The 25,234-nt window shown below is 45.2% G+C and carries 26 protein-coding genes; 18 read left to right on the top strand and 8 right to left on the bottom strand.

What is annotated here, in order from left to right:
* Window positions 1-18 precede the first annotated feature (18 nt).
* The 8 genes from EDC63_RS03775 to EDC63_RS03740 form a co-directional block, all read right to left on the bottom strand.
* Window positions 19-1,236, bottom strand: coding sequence for an EAL and HDOD domain-containing protein (locus tag EDC63_RS03775; RefSeq protein ID WP_124947322.1), 1,218 nt, complete (start codon window positions 1,234-1,236; stop codon window positions 19-21).
* A 172-nt stretch (window positions 1,237-1,408) separates the two neighbouring features.
* Window positions 1,409-3,241, bottom strand: a complete 1,833-nt coding sequence (locus tag EDC63_RS03770) for a chemotaxis protein CheA (protein WP_132920884.1) — start codon at window positions 3,239-3,241, stop codon at window positions 1,409-1,411.
* Between the two features lie 62 nt (window positions 3,242-3,303).
* Entirely contained in the window at window positions 3,304-4,071 is a 768-nt protein-coding gene (gene cheZ, locus EDC63_RS03765) for a protein phosphatase CheZ (protein WP_223248377.1), read from the bottom strand.
* Between the two features lie 11 nt (window positions 4,072-4,082).
* Window positions 4,083-4,472, bottom strand: a complete 390-nt coding sequence (gene cheY, locus EDC63_RS03760; protein ID WP_124947323.1) for a chemotaxis response regulator CheY — start codon at window positions 4,470-4,472, stop codon at window positions 4,083-4,085.
* A gap of 233 nt (window positions 4,473-4,705) precedes the next feature.
* A complete protein-coding gene (locus tag EDC63_RS03755; RefSeq protein WP_124947324.1) occupies window positions 4,706-5,644 on the bottom strand; it encodes a chemotaxis protein in 939 nt (312 codons plus the stop codon).
* Between the two features lie 37 nt (window positions 5,645-5,681).
* Window positions 5,682-6,629, bottom strand: coding sequence for a chemotaxis protein (locus tag EDC63_RS03750; RefSeq protein WP_124947325.1), 948 nt, complete (start codon window positions 6,627-6,629; stop codon window positions 5,682-5,684).
* Between the two features lie 117 nt (window positions 6,630-6,746).
* Complete coding sequence (locus EDC63_RS03745; RefSeq protein WP_165922902.1) at window positions 6,747-8,336, bottom strand: methyl-accepting chemotaxis protein; 1,590 nt, start codon at window positions 8,334-8,336, stop codon at window positions 6,747-6,749.
* Between the two features lie 251 nt (window positions 8,337-8,587).
* Window positions 8,588-10,219 (bottom strand): methyl-accepting chemotaxis protein, encoded by a 1,632-nt coding sequence (locus EDC63_RS03740; protein ID WP_124947327.1) that lies wholly within the window; start codon window positions 10,217-10,219, stop codon window positions 8,588-8,590.
* 280 nt (window positions 10,220-10,499) lie between these two features.
* On the opposite strand from EDC63_RS03740, the gene EDC63_RS03735 reads away from it, so the two are divergent.
* The 18 genes from EDC63_RS03735 to EDC63_RS03655 all read left to right on the top strand — a co-directional run bounded on the left by EDC63_RS03735 (window position 10,500) and on the right by EDC63_RS03655 (window position 25,204).
* The gene (locus EDC63_RS03735; protein ID WP_124947328.1) at window positions 10,500-11,693 is read left to right on the top strand and encodes a two-component system sensor histidine kinase NtrB; all 1,194 of its coding nucleotides are present in this window, start codon (window positions 10,500-10,502) and stop codon (window positions 11,691-11,693) included.
* 6 nt (window positions 11,694-11,699) lie between these two features.
* Window positions 11,700-13,028 carry a sigma-54-dependent transcriptional regulator gene (locus EDC63_RS03730; RefSeq protein ID WP_124947329.1) on the top strand — a complete coding sequence of 443 codons (1,329 nt, stop codon included), beginning with the start codon at window positions 11,700-11,702 and terminating at the stop codon, window positions 13,026-13,028.
* 107 nt (window positions 13,029-13,135) lie between these two features.
* A complete protein-coding gene (gene fliE / locus EDC63_RS03725) occupies window positions 13,136-13,450 on the top strand; it encodes a flagellar hook-basal body complex protein FliE (RefSeq protein ID WP_124947330.1) in 315 nt (104 codons plus the stop codon).
* A gap of 10 nt (window positions 13,451-13,460) precedes the next feature.
* Window positions 13,461-13,622, top strand: coding sequence for a hypothetical protein (locus EDC63_RS18510; RefSeq protein WP_165922901.1), 162 nt, complete (start codon window positions 13,461-13,463; stop codon window positions 13,620-13,622).
* The gene (fliF, locus tag EDC63_RS03720) at window positions 13,613-15,250 is read left to right on the top strand and encodes a flagellar basal-body MS-ring/collar protein FliF (RefSeq protein ID WP_124947331.1); all 1,638 of its coding nucleotides are present in this window, start codon (window positions 13,613-13,615) and stop codon (window positions 15,248-15,250) included. Before EDC63_RS18510 ends, fliF begins: the two co-directional genes overlap by 10 nt.
* On the top strand, window positions 15,247-16,251 hold the full coding sequence (fliG, locus tag EDC63_RS03715) for a flagellar motor switch protein FliG (RefSeq protein WP_124947332.1): 1,005 nt from the start codon (window positions 15,247-15,249) through the stop codon (window positions 16,249-16,251). The genes fliF and fliG overlap by 4 nt, the downstream gene beginning before the upstream one ends.
* The gene (locus tag EDC63_RS03710; protein ID WP_124947333.1) at window positions 16,241-16,879 is read left to right on the top strand and encodes a flagellar assembly protein FliH; all 639 of its coding nucleotides are present in this window, start codon (window positions 16,241-16,243) and stop codon (window positions 16,877-16,879) included. Before fliG ends, EDC63_RS03710 begins: the two co-directional genes overlap by 11 nt.
* Window positions 16,872-18,287, top strand: a complete 1,416-nt coding sequence (gene fliI / locus EDC63_RS03705; protein ID WP_223248378.1) for a flagellar protein export ATPase FliI — start codon at window positions 16,872-16,874, stop codon at window positions 18,285-18,287. The genes EDC63_RS03710 and fliI overlap by 8 nt, the downstream gene beginning before the upstream one ends.
* A 26-nt stretch (window positions 18,288-18,313) precedes the next feature.
* Window positions 18,314-18,754 (top strand): flagellar export protein FliJ, encoded by a 441-nt coding sequence (gene fliJ / locus EDC63_RS03700; RefSeq protein WP_124947335.1) that lies wholly within the window; start codon window positions 18,314-18,316, stop codon window positions 18,752-18,754.
* Between the two features lie 67 nt (window positions 18,755-18,821).
* On the top strand, window positions 18,822-19,916 hold the full coding sequence (locus EDC63_RS03695) for a flagellar hook-length control protein FliK (RefSeq protein WP_165922900.1): 1,095 nt from the start codon (window positions 18,822-18,824) through the stop codon (window positions 19,914-19,916).
* A 356-nt stretch (window positions 19,917-20,272) separates the two neighbouring features.
* The gene (gene fliL / locus EDC63_RS03690) at window positions 20,273-20,764 is read left to right on the top strand and encodes a flagellar basal body-associated protein FliL (protein WP_124947337.1); all 492 of its coding nucleotides are present in this window, start codon (window positions 20,273-20,275) and stop codon (window positions 20,762-20,764) included.
* A gap of 12 nt (window positions 20,765-20,776) precedes the next feature.
* Complete coding sequence (fliM, locus tag EDC63_RS03685; RefSeq protein WP_124947338.1) at window positions 20,777-21,778, top strand: flagellar motor switch protein FliM; 1,002 nt, start codon at window positions 20,777-20,779, stop codon at window positions 21,776-21,778.
* Entirely contained in the window at window positions 21,771-22,250 is a 480-nt protein-coding gene (gene fliN / locus EDC63_RS03680; RefSeq protein ID WP_124947339.1) for a flagellar motor switch protein FliN, read from the top strand. Before fliM ends, fliN begins: the two co-directional genes overlap by 8 nt.
* The gene (fliO, locus tag EDC63_RS03675) at window positions 22,247-22,711 is read left to right on the top strand and encodes a flagellar biosynthetic protein FliO (RefSeq protein WP_124947340.1); all 465 of its coding nucleotides are present in this window, start codon (window positions 22,247-22,249) and stop codon (window positions 22,709-22,711) included. Before fliN ends, fliO begins: the two co-directional genes overlap by 4 nt.
* A 49-nt stretch (window positions 22,712-22,760) precedes the next feature.
* Entirely contained in the window at window positions 22,761-23,507 is a 747-nt protein-coding gene (fliP, locus tag EDC63_RS03670; RefSeq protein ID WP_124947981.1) for a flagellar type III secretion system pore protein FliP, read from the top strand.
* Window positions 23,508-23,551: 44 nt separating this feature from the next.
* Complete coding sequence (gene fliQ, locus EDC63_RS03665; protein WP_124947341.1) at window positions 23,552-23,821, top strand: flagellar biosynthesis protein FliQ; 270 nt, start codon at window positions 23,552-23,554, stop codon at window positions 23,819-23,821.
* A gap of 37 nt (window positions 23,822-23,858) precedes the next feature.
* Entirely contained in the window at window positions 23,859-24,653 is a 795-nt protein-coding gene (fliR, locus tag EDC63_RS03660) for a flagellar biosynthetic protein FliR (RefSeq protein ID WP_124947342.1), read from the top strand.
* Between the two features lie 2 nt (window positions 24,654-24,655).
* A complete protein-coding gene (locus EDC63_RS03655; protein ID WP_124947343.1) occupies window positions 24,656-25,204 on the top strand; it encodes a class I SAM-dependent methyltransferase in 549 nt (182 codons plus the stop codon).
* Window positions 25,205-25,234: the final 30 nt, after the last annotated feature.

Genomic DNA, 25,234 nt, shown 5'->3' with positions numbered 1-25,234 from the left:
CAGTATATATAACGGGAACTATATTCCTAGGGTTTCAACCCATGCCAAGGCTTCAAAATGGGCTTTGTTGACTGCATCTGGTTCTAGCTGCAAAGCCTCTGCCAGGCTTTCAATTCGGTCTACATCTGTTCCTTCACATGCTTCTGTGAGTTCCAGAAAAGGCCCGTAAATGCCCTGGCGAGTAAGCAGTGCGTCTGCAATGTTTTCAGGGAGGGAAAGCTTGTCTAATACACTTTCCATCGGCATTTCAAGCATTGCATCAAGCAGTGAGAAAACACCTACAATAAATAAATTGTCCCGATCGTTTTTATCCAGATGATCCTGTCCCAGCAATTCAGTGAGGCGTCCGCGCGTTACAGCTGTTTTCATCAACGCAGGGGGGGTGGACTCTGACGTACCAGCTGTGACGAGCAATAACGTTAACCAGCGGTAAAGTTGCTGGTAGCCAAGAATGGATACTGCATGTTTGATAGACTGAATTTCGCACGAAAGACCGAAACCTACTGAATTTATATACCGTAGTAGTTTGAATGAAAGAGCGACATCACGTTTGAATGCGAGTTCGATATCTTTAATATCTTCATTTTTGCGAACCTGATTAAGGAGTTGCAATACGTTCGCGTGAGCTGGATTGATTATCTTTGCGGTCAGTGTTTCTGGGTGTGCAAAATAATACCCTTGGTAAAAATCAAAATCCAGGTTTTTGCACCCTTTAAATTCACCATGGGTTTCAACTTTCTCCGCTACCAGTTTTACTGGGTAATTTTTTAGAATCTTGACTGTTTCAGCGGTTTTAACCGGCCCTAGCTTTTGGATGTCCAGTTTGACGAAATCTACTACATCCAAAAACGGCGTCATTTCAGGTGTGTGTTCGTAATCATCCAGCGCAAGGCGAAAATCCATCGCGCGTAATTCTTTGCAGCGTTGAATGAGTTCAGGTGTAGGTAATACCGTTTCCAGAATTTCGAGTACCACTTGCCTGGCGGGTAACAATTCCAGAAATTCGCTTTCCAGCATCGGTGTAGCGATATTGATGAAAGCGAATTTATCTCCTAACACCCATTGGCTGCCCATATTACCAAAAGCGTTTGCAATGACGCGAGTGCCAGCGTGCACATCATCGGTAATTTCAGCAGTAGTAGCTGTTCCGCTGTGCCGGAACAATAGTTCATAGGCAACAATTTTTTGCTGCTTGTCTAGTATGGCCTGGCGGCCGATAAAGGCTTGATCTTGCATAGAGTTTAGGTAGGCCAGTTATTTAGGGGGGATTAAACGATTACTGGTAATCGTTTAATATTCTGTAACGATTATTAACAAACTCGAAAGATAAATCAAATCTTTTAACTCGCAGAGGAAAAAATAAAATGCGATTTATTTTTTCCTCTGCGAGTTAAAGACTTAAAGTAAACTAATTCGCTCTGGCAAAAAGACTGGCGCGGGTTTCTGTTGTATTAGTTCGCAGCAGTTCTTCCATATCCAGTACTAGAACAATGGAGCCATCTCCAGACATGGTGGCACCTGCAACGCCTTTGGGTTTGATATCGACTAATGGCTTGATAACGACGTCATCGCGTCCCACGAATCCGTCAATTGCCAATATAAAGGAGGTATCTCCAGATTGCATCAGTACGCCAAAGGCGGGAGAAGTATTATCAGGCCATCCAAGCAGGGTAGCCAGGGATCGTATAGGCAATACTTCATCGCGGACTACCATCGTTGCTCGCCCGGAAACTTGTTGTACGTTCTCGGACTGAATGGGGATGATTTCCCTGACCAGAGACAATGGGACAGCAAATGGTTGCGCACCTACACGAACAACCAGCACGGGTAAGATGGCTAGGGTCAGCGGAAGTGAAATAGTAAAGACGCTGCCCTGGCCAACAACTGAAGTGACGTCTATACGGCCATTCAAGCGCTGGATGTTGGTTTTCACCACATCCATGCCTACTCCCCGTCCTGAAACGCTGGAAATCTGGTCTTTAGTAGAAAATCCTGGCAGGAAAATCAGGTTCAGACATTGACGGTCATCAAGTGTATTCGCCGTTTCCAGATCTATGACGCCTTTTTCCACCGCTTTGTTTCTGATGACATCTGGACGCATTCCTCGACCATCATCGGATATTTCAATAATGATATGGTCGCCCACTTGGGTTGCGCTGAGTTTGACAATGCTTTTTGAAGGCTTATGTGATAAATCGCGTTCTTCTTGATTTTCAATGCCATGATCGACTGCGTTGCGAACAAGATGCACCAATGGATCGTTTAAATCCTCGATCATGGTTTTATCCAGTTCGGTTTCTTCACCTGTAATAATCAGTTCAACGTCTTTACCTAATTGTCTCGCCAAGTCTCTGGCAAGCCGCGGGTATTTCTGGAAGAGTCTGCCTATTGGCTGCATACGGGTTTTCATCACCGCATTTTGCAAATCACCAACCAACAGGTCCAATTGGCTTACGGCTTCGTCCAGAGCCCGCATGGTTTCGTTATTTGATCTACCCTGCAGGATATCTGCACGCAGACAGTTCAAACGGTTTTTAGTTAATCCAATCTCGCCTGACAAGTTCAGTACCTGATCCAGTCTGACCGTATCAATACGAATGGTTGTTTCTTTGGCCACATACTGTTGTTGTGGTTGGGGCGGGGTTTTGGCCGCTGTTTGAGTAATGGGTTCTATTTTTTGAATGGATGAAATGTCTTTGATAGTTGGGTGAGAATCGGCAGGCGCTGCTTTGGCTTCTTCGCCAACCAAGGCGTTGTACAGGTTGTTCCAGTCAACACCGTCTGCAGATGCTTGCGGAGCAGGGGAATCTGGTTTTACAGATGACGTTGCAGATAATTTTTGAACGGCTTCACCGGCAATAGCAGCATCCAGGATGGCCAAAAGGGTAGGATCCGCGGCTTGGGGTTGCTGGTGTTGTGCCAGTGACCCAAACATGTCGCGTACCACGCCAGTAGCGTGCATGATGGCATCCATGATCTCGGCATTTAAGGTTAATTCACTGTTTCGCAACTTATCAAACAGGTTTTCTGTCCTGTGACACAATGCAACCAGTTCATTGGCATTCAGAAAGCCAGCCCCACCTTTGATGGTGTGGAAACCCCGGAAAATGTCGTTGAGCATTGCTTTGTCGTTAGGTGACTTTTCAAGTTCTACCAGTTTGTTATCCACTTCTGACAGTAGCTCTGTTGCTTCTGTGAGGAAGTCCTGTAACAACTCTTCCATGCCTTCGAAATCGCTCATCTTTTTATTTCCATTTCAAGTTTTGTCCGAATCCGCTGTTTTACGGTTGCGCACAAATCTGATTAGAATCCTAAACTGTCCAATAAATCGTCTACTTGCGTCTGGCTGGTAACAACATCTGTTCTACCTTCGCTGTTAATCACAGGCCCGTTAAGCAATCCGGATTTAACTTCTGCTTTCTTGCTTTGGGGGGTGCTTTCAACCAGTAACTTAACCAATTGCTGTTCAACACTTTGAGCCACATCAATAATTTTTTTGATAACCTGGCCTGTGAGATCCTGAAAATCCTGAGCCATCATGACTTCCATTAATTGTGCGTTGGTTGCCTTGGTACGGACAGGCACATCAGCCAGATAACCTTGGGTTTGCGTTACCAGGGTTTTGAATTCTTCTACATTTAACTGCTTGGCAAACAATCGATCCCATTGCTGCGATAGCGCTGCGGCATCTGCTTCAAGCTTCTCCTGAATCGGGATTGCTGCTTCAGTAGCAGTCAAAGCACGCTCTGCGGCTTGCTCAGTCATTGCTGCAATGTAATTGAGGCGGTCTCGAGCATCAGGCATGGATTCCACCGCATTTTCCAGGGATTTGTCATACCCTAACTCGCGTAATGTTTCATGCAGGTTGCGCGTCATGTGGCCAATCTGGGAATACACCGTTTCGTTACAACTTGTATCTTCGCTTGATTTATCTGCGGAGGAAGTAACAGTTTCAACTGCGGGTGCAGGAGTGTCCACCGCTTCTGGCTCAGCAGTGCCGGCCATTACGATGCTATCAAACAAAGCTTCTAAATCGTCTGAATCACCGCTGTTTTGGGAAGCATTACTCAAGGCATTTCTCCTTATTTACCCATCTTTTCAAATATTTTGTTCAGCTTTTCTTCTAATGTGGCTGCAGTAAAAGGCTTTACAACATAGCCGCTAGCACCAGCCTGGGCTGCTTCGATAATGTTTTCTTTCTTTGCTTCAGCCGTTACCATCAGTACAGGTAAGCTTTTCAAATCAGCATCTGCCCGGATGTTCCTGAGCAGTTCAATACCGGTCATGTTGGGCATATTCCAATCGCTCACCACAAACTCAAAATTTCCGCCACGAAGCTTTTGAAGTGCAACGACACCATCTTCGGCTTCATCAACGTTGGTAAACCCAAGTTCTTTTAAAAGGTTGCGCACAATTCTTCGCATAGTGGAAAAATCATCTACAACCAAAAACTTCATATTTTTATCAGCCATGCATCACTCCACAATTTTGACCAAAACTGCAATCCTTAAATCCTGTCAGGATGCTGTAAGATCCAGTGTTTACTTAAACTTTGATTATAACAATGCTTTTATACATAAGTTTAATATTTGCCTGGTGAAAATGCTGTTAAGGCATTGCTAACACTGTATTTCAACTCAAATCTAAAATTCAATACTTTCATTTTTTGCGACACGTGCTTGTTAAGATCGTATAATGTATTGTTTTATCTGCTTAAATATGGCCGTAAAGTTTCTGAAAGCGCGATGGGGTCAAACTTGCCCACATAGGCATCTACTCCAACGGCTTTTCCCATCGCTTTATTCGCTTCAGAAGAGAGTGATGAATGCATGACCACCGGGATATTACTGAAGCGGCGATCAGATTTGATGTTCTTGGTAAGTACATACCCATCCATTTCTGGCATTTCTGCATCTACAAGAATCAGTTTGATCTGATCATGAAGATCAAAGCCATCTTGCTGGGCACGATTTGCAAGCCCCTGCAGTTTCTCCCAGCCTTCGAGTCCATTATTCGCAAGTTGGTGTTTTACCCCTAGTTTATCCAGCACCATAACAATTTCTTTACGTGCCACAGCTGAGTCATCTACAAAGAACACAACAATTTCAGTTTTGGATTCAATGGGGACCAGCTCAGGAATAGGTGCTTCCCCAATGGCATTGGCAAGTATCTGTTCCACATCCAGAATGGATACGAGTTTTCCATCGGGGAGTTCGGTAATTGCCGTAATCATGCTGTCATTTCCAGCAAGCATGGATTCTGGTGGTTTGACCTTGTCCCAGTCTACCCGGATGATTCGATCAACAGAGTGCACTAGAAAGCCTTGAGTTCGACGGCTGTACTCAGTCACAATCATTGTCTGGCCGGTATCTTCTGGCGCATCTTCAACCTCGATAAATTTCGCGAGTGCAATCACTGGAATAATATTTCCACGCAAGGAAATGACCCCCTCAACGCCAACTGGCATATAGGGCGTCTTTGTGATTTGCGGCGTTTGACTCACTTCACGTACTTTAAAAACATTGATGCCAAAAACTTCGTTGTTTCCCAAGGAAAATAACAGAATCTCCATTTTATTGGACCCTGCAAGCTTGGTTCTGGCATCAATTGTGTCGAGAAGTTTCTGATTTCCCTTTGAATCCATTTTGTTTCCCTCAGTTCAAGTTTTGCTTCGTACCTGCTTATTTTTGGCTTAGCTTGCTCGTAAGCATGGCCGCTAATTTGTGAGGTTCGAATTTGGGAACGTAATCATCTACGCCAACTGATAAGCCAAGTTGCTGGTTTGCATCACTGCTTAAAGAAGAGTGCATGATGACTGGAATTCCTTTGAAACGTGGATCGCTTTTGATTTTTTTGGTGAGTACATAACCATCCATTTCAGGCATCTCGACATCAGTCAAAATAAGTTGGATGAAGTCTTTGACATGTTTTTGATTTAGCTCAGCCTGATTGGCAATTTTTTGCAATTCTTCCCAAGCCTGCAACCCATTGTTTGCGCTTATATAATTTACATTCAGGATATCAAGGGTTTGTTCGATCTGTTTTCTTGCGACAGACGAGTCATCAGCAAAAAATATAGTACGGTCCGTTACTTCAAGTGGTGATAGGCCTACAAATAGATTGCTGTCGTCGAAATGGCTGGTTTCAGAAAGTATTTTTTCTACATCCAGCAACATAACTAACCGGTTATCCTGAAGTTCGGTTACTGCGGTCACTAAGCCCCCCATTTGTGCAGTCAGCATCGCAGGCGGAACGCGCATTGCTGACCAGTCCAAACGTAGAATTGTATCCACTGCAGCTACCAGGAATCCTTGTGTGTGGCCATTGTATTCGGTAACAATCATGATGTCTGGTGGATTGCCAGTGTCCACTCCGGCATACCTTGCAAGGTCAACTACAGGAACCAATACGCCACGCAGGCTGACCATGCCTTCTACAGAGTCCGGCATTTCAGGTGCTCGCGTTATTTCTGGAACACGCATGACCTCCCGTACTTTAAATACGTTGATGCCAAATGTTTCCTTGCGCCCTGAACGGCTGTCTGTACCCAACGTAAACAACAGGATTTCCAACTTGTTGGTTCCTGCCAGTTTGGCGCGAGCATCAATGTTCTTAAGTAGGTCTGACATGTTCTTCGCAACTCCAAAAGCAATGATTGTTTCTTGAAACTGAGTGAGCTTTTTCAGTCATTTTTATTCTAATACTTGTCTCAAATGCTATTGTTGTAAAAGCAATCAGGCACTTCATCAAACCTTGAATCTGCTGGCAACATTCTGCAAATTGGCGGCCAGTTGTTCCAGATTGTGAGCAGCATCGGATGTTTCCTGAATGGCTGAATCGTTTTCTTCGGCCATTTGAGCAATTTTTTCTATGTTTTGTGCAATGGCGTTGCTGGCGCTTTTCTGTTCCTTGACCGAAGCCGTGATGTTATCGACCCCGTGGCTGGCTTGTGCAACAGAGCCATTGGCTTCGCCCAGTGCAATGGCTACATTTTCCATGAATTCCTGGCTGGATTGTAATGAATGAATCCCTTTTTGAATGGACTTTTCTACATTAGCGGATTGTTGCCCAAGTTTTTGAGTGACACTATCAATTTCGCTTGCAGACTGAGCCGATTTTTCAGCCAGCTTGCGTACTTCATCTGCAACAACGGCAAAGCCACGTCCTTGCTCACCTGCCCGTGCAGCTTCAATAGCCGCGTTTAGCGCCAACAGATTGGTCTGTTCTGCGATGTCTTTCACTTGTTTGGTCATGTTGGTAATGACGCTGGTACTGCTGACGAATTCTTGTACTGATGAAGCAATTTCGTTAACGGCAGATTCAGCCAGGTCAAGTTCGCCCACTAACTCAGAAAGGCTTTCATTGCCTTTGCGCGTCAGTTCCAGACTTTCTTTTGATAATTGGTCTACTTCACTTGCAGTATCTGCAACCGAAGCAATGCTTACAGTCAATTCCTCTACTGAAGCTGCAGTAGCTGAAGCAGCTTCATTTTGTACGCGTGAGCTTTCACTGACATGAGATGAAGTGGCAGAAAGTTCGCTCGCGGCACTGGCAACTTGATCGGCATTCGATTGAATCTCATTGATAACGGATTGCATGTTTTTCATGAACTGATTGAATGATTCGGAAGTGCGACCTATTTCATCTTTACAGGTGATCACCATCCGTTTTGTCAAATCCCCTTTGCCAGAAGCCAGGTCAGCCATGAACAGATTCAAGGTGTCCATTGATTTTTTGATTTGAGCCATCACAAACAGGACCAGGAAATTTCCGATAACAACGGCGACTATGCCCAGAACTATACTGATAAATAAGGCTTTTTTTGCGGCGGCCGCAACCTGGTTTTTTGTTGCTTCAAGAAATTCGTGTTGAAGATCCTTCAGTTTAATAAGATCTTCGCGCACATCTCGCCATGCTGGTCGCTCATCTTTGTTGAGGATAGCCATGGCTTCAGCTTGATTGGTTCCTAATACTGCTTTGACTCTCTCTCTGGCCGCTAGGGTAATTTCCCATTTAGAAGCAATTTCTTGAAGCATCTTTGCCTCTTCGGTTTCTTGCTGTTCTAAAAGTCTGTTTGCAACGCTTTGTGCTTCTTTAAAATCAGCAACAGATACGTCCAGGTTTTCAAGGGATTTTTTGTTTGAAGGGTCAAGAACCAAGTTTCTTAAGGCCTGCCCACCTTGCAATCCCTGTGCGTACATATCGTTATATGCCTGTAGCTGCGGCTGGTCATGGTTCATCACCTTCAGAAATTCAGCGGTGACTTGCTGGATGCTTAGCAACGCAATAACTAAAGCTGCTAAAACCAATATGGTAGCAAGTCCTGTTGAGAGCATAAGTTTGGTTCTGATGCTTTTTATATTTTTAAACATGTCTGCCTCTGTATTATGTGAATTTGCAAGTAAACTGATTCTTAAGTATTTGCGAAGCTATGTTGAAATAAAATATTAACTTCTTTTTTAACGGACATATTTTTAAAAACTTTATAGCAGCTAGGTAAATAGTCGTTTTCAATTAGCATGGATTTGGTTGTATTAGTTAATGGCGCACTTGTTCTATAGGTTGTGATTTGCGAAATTGCAATAATTTACAGTTTAAATTTGCTGACTAACGCTTGGAGATGACCGGAGAGTTTTTGCAGGTCATGGGAAGAGTGAGTCGTTTTATCGACCGATTCTGCGTTTTCAAGTGCCATTTTCGCTATATGCTCAACCCTGCTGGTAATTTCGTCTGAAGATTCGCTTTGTGAGCGCGTGGCGTTGGCAATTTGCTGTACCATTTCAACCACACGTTTTACGCTGTTATTGATTTCCTCCAGGGATTTTCCGGCCTGATTAGCCATTGCCACGCCTTCACTGACTTGTACGCTGCCTTTTTCCATTGTAGATACTGCACTGCCTGTTTCTGATTGGATTGCAGAGATCATTTGCGAGATTTCCGAAGTGGCAGCAGTTGTACGTTCTGCCAGTTTTCTGACTTCGTCAGCTACCACTGCAAACCCGCGACCTTGTTCGCCGGCACGTGCAGCTTCAATAGCCGCATTCAAAGCAAGTAGATTGGTTTGGTCCGCAATGTCTTTAATCACTTTTACAATTTGGCCAATTTGATTCGATCTTTGTCCCAGTGCTTCAATCATTTCAGCTGACGCGCTAACCGTTCTGGATACTTGCTGGATGCCGTTTGCTGCATTATTGACCACCTGCTGTCCTTCAGCTGCCATGACACTTGCTTCATTTGCTGCAGCAACAACTTCAGCAGTCTTTTGTGCCACTTCTTTTACAGCGGAATTTAAACCTTCAATGGAAGTGGCCGCAATGGAAGCCTGTTGCGTCTGATTTTTGGAAATAATGGAAACTTTTTCAGCGCCATTTGTCTGGATTTCTGCAGCGTTGGCAACCTGATCTGCGGATTGGTGTACTTGTTTGATCAGTGAGGAAAACTCAGTTGCCATTGTATTAAATACCCGTGCAACTCCCCCTAATTCATCTTTGCTATCCCATTTGGCACGGGCTGTCAGGTCGCCATTGGCGAGACAGGTAGCAGCGCGATCCAACTCTCTTACACCGCAGCTAACTGAACGGGTAATAATAAATCCAATTAAAATGGCTAAGGTTAATCCGATAGCAATACTGACGATAGAGACGGTACGAATAGTTTTAGTGAGTACTGTTACGCGTTCGAATTCATTTTTTGCATTGTCAACTTGGAACTGAATTAAATTGTCAATTCCTTGGGAAGCATTTTTGTATGTTGGAACAGTAACTGTTTTTAGTAACGTGTCGGCTTGTGCGTATTTTTCTGCTTGGAGCAGGTCAATCATTGGCATGACACCAGTTCTGCCATATATAAGGCGAGCATCCACAAACGCCGTTAATAGTTTTTTTTCTGCTGGGGATATATTGCGTTCATTGTAGGTTTTTAGAAGATTTTCAATTTGAAAAATACTGCTTCTAACCTTGTCAATATGGCTCAACACTTCAAAGGCATCTGTTTCTTGTCTTGCATTTGACAGGTCAATGCGCATTTGCATCTGATAATTGCGAATTTCGTTTAATTGATTGATCGCGATCAGGTGGTCATTATATACAGTTGAAAGCGCACTGTTGGAAGCATTCATCCCAACTAGTCCGGTAGCGCCAATTCCTATCAGAAGTAATGAAACAAGAATAACCAGAACATTTAGTTTGGTTCGAATTTTTAAATTTTGAAGGAAATTCATTCTCAGACCCCGATGGTTTTAATTAGTTAAAAATAGATCATCTGAAAAAACCATATAATTCAAGTTCACAATCCAGAAAACTATTTTATTTCGTAATAGATCGGCAAATTTTATGAAAACTTTAGCGGTATGGTTGATAATTAAGATTGGAAATAATTTTCAGTGCACATTTTGCGATAATTAACGGTAACATGACCCATCCCTTTATAGAATTGTGCATATGTCAAAATATTGACCAACCTTAAAATCGAGTTGTGCTCAAAATAATATCGTCATTTGAATGGCAGAGTGCCTGGAGAAGTCTCTTTTGTCTGATCAGGAAAACAAGGTAAATCAGCAGGAACTGGAACAAGCCTTTACGCTTTTTAGTCAAGCGTCAGCTCAGTTAACCGGGGTTTACAAGGAATTGCAACTGCAAGTTGAAGGGCTAACTGGTGAGCTTGCTGTCGCAAATGGCGAATTGCGACGCCAGTTTTTAGAAAAAGAAGCGCTTTCCCAACGCCTTGGGTTGCTTCTGGAGGCATTGCCTGGTGGCGTGGTAGTACTGAATTCAGAAGGTATCATTGCGGAAGTGAACCCTGCAGCCCATCAGATGTTCGGTGAAACATTGCTGGGTGAAAAATGGGATGAGGTTGCATCGCGTTTCCTCAGTCAAACCATCACACCCCATGAATGGGATGTTATGTCTAAAGAAGGTCTTCGTCCCTTGAGGCGAGTCAGTATTGGCAGTAGCTCACTGGACATGGCAGGGGGGCGAATTCTTTTAATTCATGATGTAACTGAATCCCATGAGATGCAGCAGCAGTTAGAACGTCATCAGCGGTTGTCCGCAATGGGGGAAATGGCTGCGGGTCTTGCTCACCAGCTTCGTACCCCGTTAGCAACGGCACTCCTTTATACGGCGAATCTGACAAAGCCGAACTTACCTGATTCGGATCGTGTTCGTTTTGCAGAAAAATCGCTGCTCAGGCTGCGCCATCTGGAGCGCTTGATACAGGATATGTTGTTGTTTGTTAAGGGTGAAAAGATTTCGAAAGAGAATGTTAAAATTTCTGCATTATTGGCTGAATTGCAACAGGTCATGGAGCCGCAAATGATTCAGCATAAGCTGGCATTTGCAGTAGAGGATAAAACAGATGGAGTATCTGTTCTCGGCAGTCGAAAAGCTTTAACGGGGGCATTGCTCAATCTGCTTGAAAACGCAATGCAGGCATGTTCTGATGGTGGCGGTGTCGTGTTAGGCGGTATTCTTTGCAAGGACCATGTCGAATTGTCGGTAGAGGATACGGGTAAAGGTATCGATGCTGAAACGCAATCTCGGCTATTCGAGCCTTTTTTTACAACACGTACGGAAGGTACCGGTTTAGGTTTGGCAATTGTGCGCGGTGTGATACAGGCCCATGGCGGAGAAGTGCAAGTGGATTCTTCCGTTGGTTCTGGCAGCAAATTTATAATCAGGTTGCCGAAAAGTTAAATATTTATGAATGCATTACCTATCTTAGTGGTTGAAGATGACAACGATCTGCGTGAAGCTCTCTGTGACACGCTGGCACTGGCTGGCTACGAAGCATTAAGTATGGCTGATGGGCCTTCTGCGCTAGAGCTGTTGCAAAACCAGCGTGTCGGTCTGGTTTTGACGGATGTGCAAATGAAGCCGATGGACGGCCATACATTGTTGCGCGAGATCAAAGCCCGTTATCCCTATGTGCCGGTATTAATGATGACGGCTTACGGTCTGATTGAAAAAGCCGTTGAAGCAATGCGTGAAGGCGCATGCAATTACTTGCCCAAACCGTTTGAGCCGGATCACTTGCTGGCGGAAGTGGCTCGATACATGCTGCCTTCATTTGATGTGGAAAGTGGAGAGGTGATCGGGCAGGATCCTCGAACTGTCGAATTATTATCGCTTGCGCAACGAGTGGCAAACACCGAAGCGACAGTCATGATCACCGGTGAAAGTGGGACGGGGAAAGAAGTGTTGGCCAGGTTTATTCATCGCCATTCTTCCCGCGCTGATAAGTCATTTGTTGCAATCAACTGTGCCGCAATTCCAGAAAATTTGCTTGAAGCAACATTATTTGGTTATGACAAAGGTTCATTCACTGGGGCAAGTCAGGCGCATGCAGGTAAGTTTGAACAGGCTCAGGAAGGAACATTGCTGTTAGATGAGATTTCAGAAATGCCATTGGGACTTCAGGCTAAACTGCTGCGTGTGTTGCAGGAGCGGGAAGTTGAGCGTGTGGGAGGAAGTAAGGCCATCCCGTTAAATATTCGGGTGATTGCTACGTCTAACCGTGATATGGCGGACGAGGTGAGAAATGGGCGATTCAGAGAGGATTTGTTTTATCGTTTAAATGTTTTTCCCTTGCCTTTGCCTGCATTGAGAGAGCGTTCTCAGGATATTATCCCCCTGGCACGGCATTTAATGGGCCGCTTGGCGAGTAGTGTTGGTCGTCACGGCATGGTGTTTTCTGAAGATGCGGAAAGGCAATTGACTCAATATTCCTGGCCGGGTAACATCAGAGAATTGGAAAATGTGATTCAACGTGCGATGATCCTTGCGCCAGGGGAAGTTGTAGAATGCGAGTATCTCTATTTGCCGAAGGTTGCCGTGAGTGAATACACATCTCCGTTGGCAGGGAATCCGGTGAACTCACCCTCAATGGATATGAAATCCCTTGAAAAAGCACATATTGTTGAAACACTGGCGGCAGTGAAGGGTTCTCGGAAGCAGGCAGCTGAACGGTTAGGGATTAGCGAAAGGACGTTACGTTACAAACTGCAGCAATATCGTGAGGAAGATAGTTAATTATCTGAAGTCGAAGTTGGTGTTGGCATGAAAATTGCTGCTATTTTTATGAATCTATGTAGCGGCGAATTTTCAAATTAGCTATAATGGTGCAGGAGACTTTATCTATGAGCACGCAAGGTATAGAACAACTGCTTGGGCAATTACGGGTCGCCTCGTCACTGGCGTCTGGATCAGCCACGCCAGCAACTGCCGAAGGCACGGACTTTTCTGCGGTGCTGAAAAGTTCAATTGATCAAGTGAATGGTGCGCAGCAAGCTGCAAGTGGTTTGGCCAAGGAGTTTGAGTTGGGAGCGCCAGATGCAAACTTGCATGAAGTGATGCTTTCTTTGCAAAAGGCTAATCTTAGCTTCCAGACAATGGTTCAGGTGCGTAATAAGCTGGTTACTGCCTACCAGGAAATAATGAATATGCAAGTTTGAATCAGGGCCGATGCAAAACGAAAAGCTTGGCCTGATTTTTGGCTTGTCGCATCCACATAGTGGAGCGCAAATGGCGATGTTTAAGAAACTCAGCCTTTCCGAATACAACAATAAAGAACGAATCTTGCCACTTGTCGAGATTTATCAAACTGGGGAGTGTTTATGGCAGTAGCGCCCCAACAGTCATTTTCTTCCCTGTTTCAGGGTTTTAATAGTCTTCCCAACGCTCAAAAATTAGGCATGATGGTTGCCTTGGCGGCTTCCATAGCTTTGCTCGCTGGTTTGTGGATGTGGTCACAAGTCCCTGACTACAAAGTGCTATTTAGTAATTTGTCTGATCGAGATGGCGGCACAATTGTCAGCTCATTGCAACAAATGAATGTCCCTTACAAAGTCGCAGATGGCGGTGCGATTCTTGTTCCTTCTTCTCAAGTTTACGATACCCGTTTAAAGCTGGCTTCCCAAGGTTTGCCAAGAGGCGGCGCAATTGGCTTTGAATTGATGGAAACACAGAAGCTTGGCACGAGCCAGTTTCTTGAGCAGGTGAATTATCAACGTGCATTGGAAGGCGAGTTGGCCCGTTCCATTCAATCTCTCTCTGCTGTTCAAGGGGCGCGAGTTCATTTGGCTATTCCAAGGCCTTCAGTGTTTATTCGAGAACAGCAAAAGCCTAGTGCTTCCATTCTGATTAATCTATACCCCGGCAGAGTGCTGGATGCAGGCCAGGTAAATGGTATTTTACATCTTGTATCAAGCAGCGTTTCTGAGTTGCCAGTTAAAAATGTGACAGTAGTGGATCAGAACGGTAATTTGTTAAGTCCGGTGGCCGACAGCATGGCGTTGGGAGGGTTGGACCCGACTCAACTGGATTATCTGCATCAGGTTGAACAGAGCTATGTGAAAAGAATTGAAACGATACTTAGCACGCTTATTGGGTCGGATAATGTTCGTGCACAGGTTGCAGCTGACCTGGATTTTTCTCAGGCTGAACAAACAGCAGAAACTTTCAAGCCAAATGCTACGCCAACTGATGCCGCAATTCGCAGTCAGCAAAGTAATGAATCGTCTGGTGGCGCTGGGCAGCCGGCTAGTGGAGTGCCTGGCGCGCTTTCCAATCAGCCTCCGGGAGCAGCAAGTGCCCCCCTTGTTGCGCCTTCAGCTGCTGCTAATCAGGGATCACCTATAGCTGCCTCTAACGCAAATACGCATAAGGAATCAACGATTAATTATGAAGTGGACAAGACGATTCGCCACGTAAAGCAACCGGTTGGTTCGGTTAAGCGTTTATCTGTAGCCGTGGTTGTTAATTTTCGCAAAGAGGTAGGTAAGGCGGGCAAAGTAAGCTTTAAGCCTCTTTCCCCTCAGGAAATTGCACAGATTAATAATCTGGTTAAAGAAGCAATGGGTTTCAGCCAAGAGCGTGGCGACACACTGAATGTTGTAAATGCCTCGTTTAGTGGTGGCGAAAAAGAAGAGATTCCTGCGTTACCTATCTGGAAAGATCCGGCAAACATCTCTTTAGCTAAAGAAGTGTTGAAAAATGTTCTGATAGCTGTAATCGCCTTTTACCTTGTTTTCGGGGTCCTTCGACCCATTTTTAGAGAAATGGCGAAACCAAAGGAAGTTGTGCATGTCAAAGGTCCTGATGGCGAAGAATTGACTGAAGAGGAAGGCGTTATATACGAAAAAGCAAAAGTTCAAACTGGGTATGATGAAAATCTTCGTGCAGCCAAAGATCTGGCTAAGCAGGAGCCTGGTGTAGTTGCTTCAGTAGTCAAGGAATGGGTTGAAGGCGCATGAGCGAAGACGGTATCATGAAAAGCGCGATCTTGCTGATGTCGCTGGGCGAAGAGGAAGCTGTTGAAGTTTTCAAATTTCTTGGGCCAAAGGAAGTGCAAAAGCTAGGTGCAGCAATGGCTGCACTGAAAAATGTCAAGCGTGACCAAGTTGAAGAAGTGCTCAGTGAGTTTCGTACAAAAGCGGCTGAGAAGTCTTCGCTTACCGGAGCTTCTGACGATTATATCCGTTCAGTGCTGACTAAAGCGCTAGGCGATGACAAGGCCGCCAATTTGATTGATCGTATTTTGCATGGCGGTGATACGAGCGGTATAGAGGGGTTGAAGTGGATGGATTCGGCCTCTGTTGCCGAATTGATCAAGAATGAACATCCGCAGATTATAGCGACTATTTTGGTGCATCTGGATCGCGATCAGGCGAGTGAGGTTTTAGGGCATTTTGTTGAACGATTACGAAACGATGTGATTTTGCGCATTGTGACGCTGGAAGGTGTGCAGCCATCAGCATTAAGGGAATTAAATGACGTGCTGACCAAATTGCTGACAGGTGGCGACAAAATCGGTAAAAAAGGTGCAATGGGTGGTGTGCGCGCTGCAGCTGAAATATTGAACTTTTTTGGATCGGCAGAAGAAACTTCTGTTATTTCAGGAATTAGAGATTACGATCCTGACTTGGCGCAAAAAGTTCAAGATGAGATGTTTGTGTTTGATAATTTGATGGAACTTGATGATCGTTCAATCCAGTTGTTACTGCGTGAAGTGCAGTCCGAATCGCTGATTCTGGCATTGAAAGGCACTGCGCCTGAATTGAGAGAGAAAATATTCAAAAATATGTCTCAACGTGCGTCTGAAATGCTTCGGGACGATCTTGAAGCCAAAGGACCCGTTCGCCTCAGTGAAGTGGAAGGTGAGCAGAAAGAGATTCTCAAAATTGTGCGGAAGCTTGCTGATGAAGGCCAGATAATCATGGGTGGTAAGGGCGGAGACGAAGGTCTTGTCGAATAACATCATTCCCAAGGAGAAGCTCAGTGCTTACCAGAGATGGGAACTGAATTCTCTGGACGAGACTTTGGTACCTTCAGTCAATCAGGCTGAGGCTGGTGAGTCTAAAGATGTGCATTTTCCTACTGCTGAAGAAGTAGAACGGATACACCAGCAAGCTTATGAAGAAGGTTATGCTACTGGGTACCATGACGGGAAAAGTACTGCCCAGTCTGATGCTGAGCGGATGGGAACGCTTCTGCAGGGTTTGGAAGAGGCATTGGCTCAAATTGATCAGCAAGTTGCGGAAGATCTGGGTGGGCTTGCAATTGAAATCGCAAGGCAAATGTTGCATCAGGCTTTGAAGGTAAAGCCAGAACTGATAACAACCATCGTGCGTGAAGCCATTAAATTGCTTCCGGTGTCTGGCCATCACCCTCATTTACTCTTACATCCTGAAGATGCTGTGCTTGTGCGTTCTTATTTGGAGGCAGACTTGTCTCACTCCGGCTATAAAATCATCGAAGATAGCCGAATTGACAGGGGTGGATGCCGTATCGAAAATTCCAATACTGATATAGATGCTACCCTCGAGTCTCGATGGAAAATAGTGGTTGCCGCTCTTGGCAGGGATGATAGCTGGCTTGGATAGTAAATCCCCTTCATTAAACTCACTCCAAAGATGGAAAAACTATTGTGAGGCGTGTCGCTCGGCTGTTGTTGCTACAAGCCCGATGGTGGCGAGCGGTCGACTTACCCGTGTTGCCGGGTTAGTGATGGAGGCCGTTGGGCTGAGGCTGGCTGTAGGGAGTAGTTGCGTCGTTTATCAGCCTGGGGGCTTTAAGGTTGATGCGGAAGTGGTCGGGTTTTCTGGTGATAAGTTGTTTCTGATGCCATCAACTGATGTGTATGGTCTGGTGCCAGGCGCAAAAGTCATGCCACTCGAGACTTCTGCCGTAGCGCCACCAAAAATGTGTGCGGAAGTCCGTCCCAAGCGTCGATCAGAAGATCGCATTAAACAGGTTGAAGTGGGTAATGAGCTATTAGGACGTGTGCTGGATGGTGCGGGTAGGCCACTCGACCGGAAGGGCGCTATGCATCTTGAAGACCGGGTTCCGCTCCATAGTCGCCCTATGAACCCGTTAGAACGTGAACCTATCCGGGATGTGCTGGATGTGGGGGTGCGGGCAATCAACTCATTATTAACAATAGGGCGCGGGCAGCGCATGGGTCTGTTTGCCGGGAGTGGTGTCGGAAAAAGTATTTTGCTGGGAATGATGGCACGTTATACCAGCGCTGATGTGGTGGTGGTCGGCCTGATTGGTGAACGGGGGCGTGAGGTAAAGGATTTTATTGAAAATATTCTGGGAGAAGAAGGATTGGCGCGCTCGGTAGTCGTGGCAGCGCCCGCAGACTCTCCTCCATTGGTTCGGTTACATGGTGCATCGTATGCAACGGCGATTGCAGAATATTTTCGTGATCAGGGGAAAAATGTATTGTTGATCATGGACTCTTTGACTCGGTTTGCCATGGCCCAGCGAGAAATTGCGTTGGCAATTGGTGAACCACCTGCCACAAAGGGTTATCCGCCCTCTGTTTTTGCAAAGTTACCCCAATTGGTTGAGCGTGCGGGAAATGGAAAGGAAGGCGGTGGTTCCATTACAGCATTTTATACAGTGCTGGCAGAGGGAGATGATCAGCAGGACCCGATTGCAGACAGTGCGCGCGCTATTCTGGATGGCCATATTGTGCTTTCCCGCAATCTGGCGGATCAGGGGCATTACCCAGCCATTGATATTGAAGCATCAATCAGTCGTGCTATAAATGAATTGCTATCACCAGAAGAAATGGAAGCTGTGCGGCGTTTCAAGTACCTTTATTCGCGTTATCAGCGCAGTCGTGACCTGATTACTGTAGGTGCGTATGTAAGAGGCAATGATGCCGTGCTGGACGAAGCCGTAGCAATGTACCCGCAGATGGAGGCTTTTCTGACCCAGAATATTCAGTATCGAGCTGATTATGCTTCCAGCAGGTCAGGACTGATTTCACTGCTTCAGTAAATTGGTAATTGGAGTACCATAAAACTATGGCACGTCGTTTTCCATTACAGGCTTTACTTGAATTAACACGAGATCATGCCGATTCGTCTGCAAGGACGTTGAGCGGCCTGAAAGGAATATGGCTGGGGGCGGAAGAAAAGTTAAGGCAATTACAGCAGTATGAGGAAGAGTATCGTGCAAGACTGTTGCAATCAACAGAAAAAGGCATGCAGGTCACGGAAATTCGAAACTTCCAGCAGTTTTTAGTGAAGCTTGCCGTCGCAATTGCTCAGCAACGTGAGGAGGTTGAACGGTGCAAAGGGCGTTGGGAGGAAGGTCAGCAGGAGTGGTTGCTGCATAAAAAAAAGCTTAATGCTTACGATACATTATCAGAGCGACATCAAAAAAAAGTGCTTCAGGATGAATCAGCTCAAGAACAACGTGAGCAAGACGAAATATCAAGCAATAAAAGGTTCGAATCAGAGTAAAGTGCTTGTGGCACATATATTGCTTCTATAAAAGTATGAAATATCTTGCTTATTTAGAGGAATGAATATGAATAATTTGATGGCGCCTGCTTCTACAGCACATATTCAAGTTGTTCAGAGTTCAAATGCCGCTGCAAAATCAGGTAACACAGTTAACTCCAGCGCTGACTCAAATTCTGATTCTTCGGCAAAATCTAGCGAAACATCTGGCTTTGGGGCCCTACTGCAAAAGCAAATTTCCGCTACATCTGCACGTCCTGAAGAAGCAAAATCTACGAAAGAATTAAAGTCTGATGAAGTTACAGAAAATGCGGATAATGCTTCTTTGCAGGGAGCGAACCAGCAGCCAAACATTGCAACCTTATTTCCCGTGGTCGCGCAAAATATTGCGCCTCAAGCGTTTCAGATAATTGCCTCCAAAACAGATGCGGGCCAGTCTCGCGATATAAAAATTGGTCCGTCAGTCGGAAAAGGGGGGCAAATTGATTTATCCGCACCTGAAAAGTATCAGGGTGTTAAAAATCAGGCGGCAGAAATTGCCGGGGACGGCAAATTATTCCGCGCTGCTGATCTAGGCAAGGCATTGCAAACGCCAGCTGATAGCTCCAAGGAGTTTTTAACGAGCTCAACAAATACCAATTCCCAATTGAGAACTGATGGTCTGTCTACACTTACGGTTAATCAACTAAATTCGCAGCCATTACAGACTAATCTTGTAGCAACTGTTGACCCGAAAGTGGGTGCCCCAGGATGGGATAATGCACTGGGGCAGAAAATTGCTTGGATAGCCACCCAAACTCAAAAAACCGCAGAATTGCATTTGAATCCGCCCAATCTTGGTCCTTTGGAAGTACGTCTTACCATTGCTAACGACCAAACTACAGCGCAGTTTGTATCGCACCATCCTGCTGTGAGAGATGCTATTGAAGCTGCTTTGCCTCGTTTAAGAGAAATGCTGGCTGATAATGGTTTGACCTTAGGAGATGTGTCAGTCAGTTCGCAATCATTTTCCCAACAGCATGCTTTTTCAGGTGAGGAAGGCCAGCGTGGAAAGCAGAACAATGTACGTACTGAAAGTTTTAGCGACGCATTGATCGTGCAAAGTACGGCACCAACTGCGATAAAAACCCGGGGGAATGGAATGGTAAATACGTTTGCATAATGTAATATATTGATTAGTATGTTTTAAAATTTTAACAGAACGTTTGGCTATATTATAAAAAAGCCGCACACCCTTTAATTCAGGGTATGCGGCTTTTTTTACGATTAAATTAGATTTCGGGTTGCGTTGAATTGATCTCGGGCGATATTTAGAAGTTGAAATCATAAATAACATAAACTATCGATCCAAAATGCTTGTTTTTTAATTCATTTAGGGTTATAAAGCGTTAAAAGTGTTTGATGAATTGATCTGGTGTTGTAAACAAGTAACTGTTGCTAAAAGCTTCTCAAAACTATAAAAATAATGATGCGTTTGGGCAGTAGTGCGATACCACGATAAATGGCTGGAGTGAATAGATGTCCAAAGCAAAAAAAGAAGAAATCGTAGAAGAAATAGTTGAAGGCGCCCCTAAAAAAAAGGGCAAGCTGATGTTGATAATTATTTTGGTGGTGCTTTTGGCTGGTGGCGGCGGGGCTGGATGGTATTTCACGCAAGGTAAAAAAGATCCTCATGCTGCACCGGAAAAAAAGGTTGAAGCTCCCCCTGTTTTTGAAAAATTAGAGCAATTCACAGTTAACCTGACAGGTGGAGAGCATTATTTACAGACTGAAATCTCCCTAAAAATTTCAGATCCAAAACTGGGTGAAGATATCAAATTGCACATGCCTGAAATTCGTGATGTTCTATTGCGCCTGCTTTCCAGCAAGCAGGCTGAAGATCTTGCGACTATGGAAGGTAAAAAACAGTTGAGTGAAGAAATTGAGAAACAGATTAATAAGGTGCTTGGCGTAAAGAAACCTAAAGAAGGGGTGCTCGCTGTGCTTTTTACATCATTTATCATTCAGTAATAGATATTCAAATTGGCTGACGACATACTCTCACAAGAAGAAGTCGATGCCCTCCTGAGGGGGGTGACTGGCGAGCCGGATGAGGCCAAAGGGGAGGAGTCTGTCTCCGGTGTTCGTCCGTACGATATCGGCAGGCAAGAGCGTATCGTTCGTGGGCGGATGCCGACGCTTGAATTGATTAATGAGCGTTTTGCGCGTTTATTCCGGATTGGTCTTTTCAACTTTATGCGGCGCAATGCCGAAATTTCGGTTGGGCCTGTCAAAGTTCAAAAATACAGTGAGTTTGTACGTAATCTGGTAGTGCCTACAAATTTGAATCTGGTTCATATGAACCCGTTACGTGGCACAGCTTTATTTATTTTTGATCCTAATCTTGTATTTTTGGTGGTAGATAGTTTATTTGGCGGGGATGGAAGGTTCCATACTCGGGTTGAGGGCAGAGATTTTACGCCTACTGAGCAGCGCATCATCCAGAATATGCTGAAAGTGGTTTTTGAGGAGTACAAGAAATCCTGGGATCCTATCTATCCCATTGAGTTTGACTATGTGCGATCAGAAATGAACACGCAATTCGCAAACATAGCAACGCCAACAGAGGTGGTGGTGACTACAACATTTAATATTGAGCTAGGTGCGGGTGGTGGTGATTTTCACGTCTGCATGCCCTATGCTATGATTGAACCAATTCGGGACTTGTTGTACAGCAGCATGCAGGCAGATCGCAATGAAGTAGACCAGCGCTGGATTAGTTTGATGCGCAGTCAGGTACAAAATGCGGAAGTTAATTTGGTGGCAAATCTCGGTGAGGCACCCATTACCCTTGGACAAATTGTTAATTTGAAAGTAGGTGACGTTATATCCCTTGATATACCCGAAGCGATTGTGGCCGAAGTAGATGGTATTCCGGTACTTGAATGCAAGTACGGTATTCTGAATGGGCAATATGCTCTTAAAGTGAATAAGGTTTTGGCCGGAGCAGATAATATAGCTGCTGAGGGAGACAGGCATGGCTGAGAACGATGATATTAGCGCTGATGACTGGGCCGCCGCATTAGCAGAACAGGAGACTGCCCCAGCATCGTCAGGTGAGGATGATTGGGCTGCCGCTATGGCTGAACAGGATGCAGCAGCGCCAGCAGATGCTGCAGCTGCACCCGAGCAGCCAAAAGTTGCCCCTGCACAGATTTTTGAGCAATTGACGCCAGGCGCAGCGGGGGCGAGCCCAAATAATCTTGACATGATTCTGGATATTCCGGTAAATCTTACAGTAGAGCTGGGGCGTACGAAGATTGCGATTAGAAGCTTGTTGCAATTGGCTCAAGGCTCAGTAGTTGAGCTGGATGGTCTCGCGGGCGAACCAATGAGTGTGCTGGTTAACGGATGTTTGATTGCACAAGGTGAGGTTGTCGTCGTCAATGATAAGTTCGGAATTCGTCTGACTGATATCATTACCCCTTCAGAGCGCTTACGCAGACTTCAACGATGACATTGTCTGGCAAGAAACTGTGGGACGCTATCACCCGGCTGTCTTTTCTTTGGTTGTTGCTTAGCGTTACCGCACAGGCGGCGCAGCCTGCATCAACCGTCTCCCCTCCTGTTTCATCTGCCACAGCTGGTGGTATGCTGCAGGTTTTGTTCGGATTAATCATCGTGTTAGCTGCAATTGCTGGCACGGCATGGTTGCTGCGACGTATCGGACCTGGCCAGTCTAGCGCAGGTGGGATGCTTAAGTTGGTCGGTGGAATGATGGTCAGCCCCAAAGAACGGGTTGTGCTGGTTGAAATCGGGGAGACTTGGCTTTTGCTGGGTGTGGCTGCCGGTCAAGTAAATACTTTACATACTATGCCAAAGCCGCCAGATGCTGATCTCAAAGCAACAACCGAAAATAGCGATGTCGCTTTCCCAAATTGGTTAAAACTCGCGATGCAGGGAAAAAAACGTGGCTGAAGTGCATAATTATCGATTTAACCTGTCTGATGTACAGCACCAAAGATTAATGCGATTTTGCATCACTTTGCTAGCATTGGCTTTCTTTTTTACCTTTCCTGTCAGGGCTTTCGCAGAAGCCGGCTTGCCTGCGTTTATTAGTACACCTGCAGCAGGAGGTGGGCAAAGTTATTCGGTCAGTATTCAGACGCTGCTGTTTCTGACTACGCTGACTTTCTTGCCCGCACTTCTATTGATGATGACTTCGTTTACGCGCATAGTCATCGTGCTTTCTTTATTACGTCAAGCTGTTGGTACACCGCAGGCACCACCCAACCAGGTAATTGTAGGTTTGTCTTTGTTTCTGACGTTTTTTGTGATGTCTCCCGTGTTGGATAAGATATATGGCGAAGCTTATAAACCTTATATGGAAGATAAAATTGTCCTAAGCGAAGCATTAGACAAGGGTATGGCTCCCCTCAAAACATTTATGTTGCGGCAAACCAGGCAAGAGGATTTAGCACTATTTGTTAAACTTTCAAAAAGTCCTCCGCTCAAGGGGCCGGAAGATGTTTCAATGAAAATTCTGGTTCCAGCATATGTAATCAGCGAACTAAAAACCGCTTTTCAAATTGGTTTTGTTATCTTTATTCCATTTTTAATTATCGACATGGTTGTAGCCAGTGTGCTTATGTCCATGGGTATGATGATGTTGTCACCGGTCATGATTTCGTTGCCATTCAAGCTGATGCTGTTTGTTTTAGTGGATGGCTGGAATTTGTTGATTGCTTCACTGGTGCAAAGTTTCTATGTTTGAAGAATTTGTTATTTTAAGTAAATTTGATTTGGTGAGGTGTTGATATGACTCCTGAAAGTGTAATGACTATTGGTCAGCAGGCTTTGCAAATAACGCTTATGGTGTCTGCGCCTATGCTGATCAGTGCCTTGGCAGTAGGTCTGCTTGTCAGTATTTTTCAGGCAGCAACACAAATTAATGAGATGACACTTTCTTTCATTCCTAAATTATTGGTGATTTTCTTTATGATGATTGCTTTTGGGTCATGGATGATCGGGCAGCTTGTTGATTTCACACAAAGACTATACTCAAGCATACCTGGCCTGGTGGGATAACCGGTTTATAGCTCATCAACACGTGTTACAGTAGCCTATGTTTACCGTCACAGCAGCACAATTAAATGCCTGGCTGATCATTTTTATTTGGCCATTTGTGCGTATTCTGGCATTGGTAAGCACCGATCCAATTTTTGGTAACCGCGCAGTGCCGGGACGAATTAAAATTGGTGCTGCTTTTCTGTTGACTCTCGTACTTATTCCCACATTGGGCCCCCCCCCACCTGTCGAACTTGGCTCTGCTTCCGGCATTTTGATATTGCTGCAACAGATAATAATTGGCGTTTCAATGGGATTGGTGATGCGGATTGTGTTTTCGGCGGTAGAAATGGCTGGAAATTTGGCTGCATTGCAGATGGGATTGGGTTTTGCAACGTTCTTTGATCATATCAGTGCTGCTCAAGTCCCTGTTATAGGGCAATTTACCGGCCTTCTCGCAATATTGATGTTTCTCTCCACAAATGGACATTTTGTGGTGCTGACCGCCCTCTCTGAGAGCTTTTATACCCTTCCAATCACTGCTCAGCCTTTATCTGCTCAAGGATGGCGGACGGTTGCCGAATGGGGCGGGGAGATATTTCGTGCTGGCGTGTGGATTTCTCTTCCGATCGTCGCGGCTCTGCTGATTACTAATTTGGCACTGGGAATCATGACTCGTGCAGCGCCGCAATTGAACATCTTCGCAGTTGGTTTTCCTTTGACTATTACCGCAGGTTTTTTCTTGTTATATCTGACATTACCCTACATGCCCCCCCTATTTGAAAGATTGTGGACAGACGGTATAAACACAGCGCTTGAAGTGTTCCGCCAAGCCAGGCCAAGCACACCTTAATCATGATAGTCAGTATCCCTGAATACGCGAGTTCCTGCATGTTGCCACCATCAGAATGGGTAGTCAGGTGGGTACCCCAAATTGCTCCGGGTAGTCGGGTGCTTGATTTGGCGGCAGGTTCTGGCAGGCATACGCTATTTCTTGCTGAAGCGGGATTGGAAGTGTGCGCGGTGGATAAAGACATCAGTGCACTTACTGAATTAAACGGACTTGATGCAGTGTCTGTTCTGGAATATGACTTGGAGCAGGGGGTGTGGTCGTTTGAACCAGGTGAATTTGCTGGCATTGTTGTGACTAATTATTTACATCGGCCACTTTTTCCAAATCTGCTGGAAGCGCTAGCGGAAGAGGGCGTGCTGATTTATGAGACTTTTGCTGTGGGTAATGAGGTATATGGAAAGCCAAGTAACCCCGACTTTTTGTTGCAACCTGGTGAGCTTTTGCAAGTTTTTGGCGACAGATTGCGTATTCTAGGGTTTGAAGAGAAAATCGTAAATCTGCCTAAACCAGCCAAGGTCCAACGAATCTGTGGCGTTTTGACCGCAAAATAGTCATCAAAAATAAATATTTTTGAAATAATT

Origin of the sequence: Sulfurirhabdus autotrophica (assembly GCF_004346685.1) — a bacterium.
GTDB classification, from domain to species: domain Bacteria; phylum Pseudomonadota; class Gammaproteobacteria; order Burkholderiales; family SMCO01; genus Sulfurirhabdus; species Sulfurirhabdus autotrophica.
Note: the sequence above shows the minus strand (reverse complement) of the source record. Positions and strands in the feature narration are given on the sequence as shown.

Bases quoted from the DNA above. Each gene is read 5' to 3' on its own strand.
- fliO (WP_124947340.1), top strand. From the start codon at position 22,247: ATGACATTGTCTGGCAAGAAACTGTGGGACGCTATCACCCGGCTGTCT.
- fliG (WP_124947332.1), top strand. From the start codon at position 15,247: ATGAGCGAAGACGGTATCATGAAAAGCGCGATCTTGCTGATGTCGCTG.
- fliE (WP_124947330.1), top strand. From the start codon at position 13,136: ATGAGCACGCAAGGTATAGAACAACTGCTTGGGCAATTACGGGTCGCC.
- EDC63_RS03735 (WP_124947328.1), top strand. From the start codon at position 10,500: ATGGCAGAGTGCCTGGAGAAGTCTCTTTTGTCTGATCAGGAAAACAAG.
- EDC63_RS03750 (WP_124947325.1), bottom strand. From the start codon at position 6,629: ATGTCAGACCTACTTAAGAACATTGATGCTCGCGCCAAACTGGCAGGA.
- EDC63_RS18510 (WP_165922901.1), top strand. From the start codon at position 13,461: ATGCAAAACGAAAAGCTTGGCCTGATTTTTGGCTTGTCGCATCCACAT.
- fliL (WP_124947337.1), top strand. From the start codon at position 20,273: ATGTCCAAAGCAAAAAAAGAAGAAATCGTAGAAGAAATAGTTGAAGGC.
- EDC63_RS03655 (WP_124947343.1), top strand. From the start codon at position 24,656: ATGATAGTCAGTATCCCTGAATACGCGAGTTCCTGCATGTTGCCACCA.
- EDC63_RS03695 (WP_165922900.1), top strand. From the start codon at position 18,822: ATGAATAATTTGATGGCGCCTGCTTCTACAGCACATATTCAAGTTGTT.
- EDC63_RS03775 (WP_124947322.1), bottom strand. From the start codon at position 1,236: ATGCAAGATCAAGCCTTTATCGGCCGCCAGGCCATACTAGACAAGCAG.
- EDC63_RS03770 (WP_132920884.1), bottom strand. From the start codon at position 3,241: ATGAGCGATTTCGAAGGCATGGAAGAGTTGTTACAGGACTTCCTCACA.
- fliR (WP_124947342.1), top strand. From the start codon at position 23,859: ATGTTTACCGTCACAGCAGCACAATTAAATGCCTGGCTGATCATTTTT.
- fliF (WP_124947331.1), top strand. From the start codon at position 13,613: ATGGCAGTAGCGCCCCAACAGTCATTTTCTTCCCTGTTTCAGGGTTTT.
- fliJ (WP_124947335.1), top strand. From the start codon at position 18,314: ATGGCACGTCGTTTTCCATTACAGGCTTTACTTGAATTAACACGAGAT.
- fliP (WP_124947981.1), top strand. From the start codon at position 22,761: ATGCGATTTTGCATCACTTTGCTAGCATTGGCTTTCTTTTTTACCTTT.
- fliQ (WP_124947341.1), top strand. From the start codon at position 23,552: ATGACTCCTGAAAGTGTAATGACTATTGGTCAGCAGGCTTTGCAAATA.
- EDC63_RS03740 (WP_124947327.1), bottom strand. From the start codon at position 10,219: ATGAATTTCCTTCAAAATTTAAAAATTCGAACCAAACTAAATGTTCTG.
- EDC63_RS03745 (WP_165922902.1), bottom strand. From the start codon at position 8,336: ATGCTCTCAACAGGACTTGCTACCATATTGGTTTTAGCAGCTTTAGTT.
- cheY (WP_124947323.1), bottom strand. From the start codon at position 4,472: ATGGCTGATAAAAATATGAAGTTTTTGGTTGTAGATGATTTTTCCACT.
- EDC63_RS03755 (WP_124947324.1), bottom strand. From the start codon at position 5,644: ATGGATTCAAAGGGAAATCAGAAACTTCTCGACACAATTGATGCCAGA.
- EDC63_RS03730 (WP_124947329.1), top strand. From the start codon at position 11,700: ATGAATGCATTACCTATCTTAGTGGTTGAAGATGACAACGATCTGCGT.
- fliN (WP_124947339.1), top strand. From the start codon at position 21,771: ATGGCTGAGAACGATGATATTAGCGCTGATGACTGGGCCGCCGCATTA.